General features: G+C 40.5%; 2 protein-coding genes and 2 pseudogenes. 1 reads left to right on the forward strand and 3 read right to left on the reverse strand.

Features of this window, described 5'->3' with window-relative positions; genetic code table 11:
- Positions 1–97 precede the first annotated feature (97 nt).
- From QT996_RS28170 to QT996_RS28180, 3 genes and pseudogenes are all read right to left on the reverse strand, one after another.
- Positions 98–600: pseudogene (locus QT996_RS28170) on the reverse strand (IS1 family transposase); the annotation flags it as partial.
- Between the two features lie 32 nt (positions 601–632).
- Positions 633–1,016, reverse strand: coding sequence for a hypothetical protein (locus tag QT996_RS28175; RefSeq protein ID WP_333050779.1), 384 nt, complete (start codon positions 1,014–1,016; stop codon positions 633–635).
- A gap of 173 nt (positions 1,017–1,189) precedes the next feature.
- Positions 1,190–1,714, reverse strand: coding sequence for a hypothetical protein (locus QT996_RS28180; protein WP_333050780.1), 525 nt, complete (start codon positions 1,712–1,714; stop codon positions 1,190–1,192).
- 263 nt (positions 1,715–1,977) lie between these two features.
- Between QT996_RS28180 and QT996_RS28185 the strand changes: the two are divergent.
- A pseudogene (locus tag QT996_RS28185) lies at positions 1,978–2,975 on the forward strand (IS5 family transposase); the annotation flags it as partial.

Genomic DNA, 2,975 nt, shown 5'->3' on the forward strand with positions numbered 1-2,975 from the left:
TTTTTAGCTGGCATTTTTGTAGAGATTGACTAAACTCATTTTTTATTATACCCTATTTAAAGGCACAACAGCTTACCTCATATTTATGAGAAAGGCTATAAGTCTTACTGATAATCTGATCCTCCTCAGTAATAAACATGGGATATACAGACCATCCATCAGTTACATAAAAGTAGCATTTCCCTGCACTTACTTGGTTCCATAATGGTTCAAATGTCTTAGCACGCTAGATCCCCTAATACCCACCCTACAATTCCTGGTCGAAAGTGGTCAACCGCTGTCCACAACCAGATTTTATCTGTTTTTTTTTACATAAGTTTGTAATTCATCGAGCTCACCAACTTCTGGAATGACTTCAGGGTCATAAACCTCTGGTAACAGTTTTCCGACTTGTTTTACCCAATTTATTACTGTGGTATGATGAAGTCCCTTAACTCGTTCTATCGCCCGTAAACCCATACCATTGACGTACATTTTTAGGCAATCACGTTTGATGCTCTCGCTATAACCTCGATGGGATTCATACTGATTAATGAATTGACGACCACATTGGACACAAATGTGATTCTGTTTTCCTTTCTTCTTGCCGTTTTTACGGATATGGGTTGATTCTGGGGGGGTGACAAAGAGGCCTAGGAGATAGACCGAATCAGGGTTGCAGCCCGCATACCTTGTTGATAAAAGCGACGTTTATTTCTAGTTAACTTCATTAACTGTTCCACTTCCAAAGAATATTGTTCGAGATAATTAACCCACTTTTCTCCATCTAAGCCGACACCAAATGTACTCCGTCTTCGATATCTTTTTTTAGGTTCTTGACGCCGACATACATATTTTCCTACCTGCTTTTTATGAAGTTCAGTACCTTCAAATATTGCCAAACTATAGGCGAGTGTCATCAGCAGAATTATGTTAATCAGTCGGTTGCCTTTTAAGCTAGTTCCTTCCAGATCGTAGCCTCCTGTTTTACAATCAAGGGAACATTTCTTCGATACCCATCCGTTGCTTATAAGCATCGATCGCTGCCTGCAATGAACCTAAGTTTGTGAGAATAAACCACGCTTCCTCCACCTTCCACGCCCCATAGTTTCTTTTCCACTTATAAGCAACATCAAATCCAGTAGCAGGCTGAGTTTTTCTCACTCTTTTACCTTGAAAATATAAAGAGGTTCCCCGCACTATTCCTAATTCATCTAATCGCTGCCAAACTAAATGCTCTGTTTCGATTAAGATGATTCTTCTTCAGTCTTAAGCAAAAAGACACACCCTTTTCCTTGAGCCAGTTTCCTAAGTCGACCGAACAAAATTCACGGTCTCCTAAAACGATAACTTTATATTCTGAAAACAGCGGTAAAACAGGCTGTAGATTTGTCGTTTGTTCCTCGAAGTTGCTGCTGCCCAATTTGGGTAACAATGACCAGTATAATGGAATTGCTCTTCGCTCCCAGATTAAGCTAACCATGAACAAATTAATACAGCCCCATTGGCTGATCTCGATTGCAATTGATAAGCGAGTACCAAAACGGCAATAAGTTGTCAACCAATAAGTAATTAATGGGAACCAAATTAATTCGATCGTTAAGTGAGGTAAATCCAAAAATCTTTGTAATTTACGTCGCCGACTTTCGGCTGTAATTAGACAGGGAAATACTCGGGAGAGCCGCTCTAATCTCACTTGTTTTTCTGACTGCATCAAGGATAGCAAAACTGTCATCACCAAAAACTGAGATGGCGTCAGGTATTTTTGTAAATGACTCTGGTAGAATCTTAGTATCATTATTTTTTGGATAGGCAAGCGTGTAATAATTCTGCTGCCTATCTTTTTTTACCACAAGTTGGCTCAATCCTTACTAACTAGGGCTTGCTGAATAATCGATCGCATATTGTGTCGCCGGGGTTTTTGATCGTGAGAGCGAGAAAAGTGTGCAAGATAAACAGGTAAAATAGTATAAAACCCTTGCATCACCCAGTGCGCTCGTGTACCGAAAAGCTGAGCTTGTTCCCCCCTCACCCTCCGACTTTGAACTGCCCTTCGGAGGAAATTTGTCCCCAGACAACCGTTGGGTAAAAATGGCCCAAATAATCCCGTGGGAGGAATTTGAATTAGAATATGCGGCAAACTTCCCGACAGCGCATGGTGCACCAGCCAAATCGTTTAGGATGGCGTTGGGAGCATTAATCATCAAAGAAAAACTGGGAATTAGCGATCGGGAAACAGTCGAACAGATCCGTGAACACCCCTACCTACAATACTTCATAGGTCAATCAATCTACAGTAATGAACTACCATTTGACCCGTCACTATTGGTGCACTTTCGCCAAAGAATTAGTCAGAACCTAATTAATAAAGTCAACGAACGAATGGTTGAAAAAATCCGCTCCATCACCCCAGTTAGAGCTGAAAAAAAAAAGGATGCGGACGCCAAAAATGAGTCACCCAATCGCGGAAAATTAATCATAGATGCGACCTGTGCCCCAGCCGACATTAGTTATCCGACCGACCTAGGACTATTAAATGGAGCCAGAGTTCATACAGAAAAAATCATAGACATCCTGTATAAACAAATCAAAGAAAAACCCCCTAAAAAACCAAGAACCTACCGTAATCTAGCAAGAAAAGACTACTTAGCAGTAGCGAAAGAAAGACGACCCACCCGCAACAAAAGAAGACAGGCAATTAAAAAACAACTTCAATATATTAAAAGAAACTTAGCTCATATTGCACAGCTAATCGATTCAGGTGCGACCCTAGAAGCTTTGAATAAAAAGCAATATAAAACCTTGCTAATCCTCGCTGAAGTCTATCGCCAACAGCAATGGTTATTTGAAAACAATAAACAGAGTATAGAGGATAGAATAGTAAGTTTAAGTCAACCCCATATTCGTCCCATTGTCAGAGGAAAAGCGTAGAGTTTGGAGCCAAACTATCAGCCAGTTGTTTTGAAGGATATGTATTTTTAGACCGGATGAGCTGG

Origin of the sequence: Microcoleus sp. S13C4, assembly GCF_036700865.1 — a bacterium.
Lineage (GTDB): Bacteria > Cyanobacteriota > Cyanobacteriia > Cyanobacteriales > Microcoleaceae > Microcoleus.

Coding starts and splice junctions, on each gene's coding strand:
- QT996_RS28180 (WP_333050780.1), bottom strand. CDS start 1,714: ATGACAGTTTTGCTATCCTTGATGCAGTCAGAAAAACAAGTGAGATTA.
- QT996_RS28175 (WP_333050779.1), bottom strand. CDS start 1,016: ATGCTTATAAGCAACGGATGGGTATCGAAGAAATGTTCCCTTGATTGT.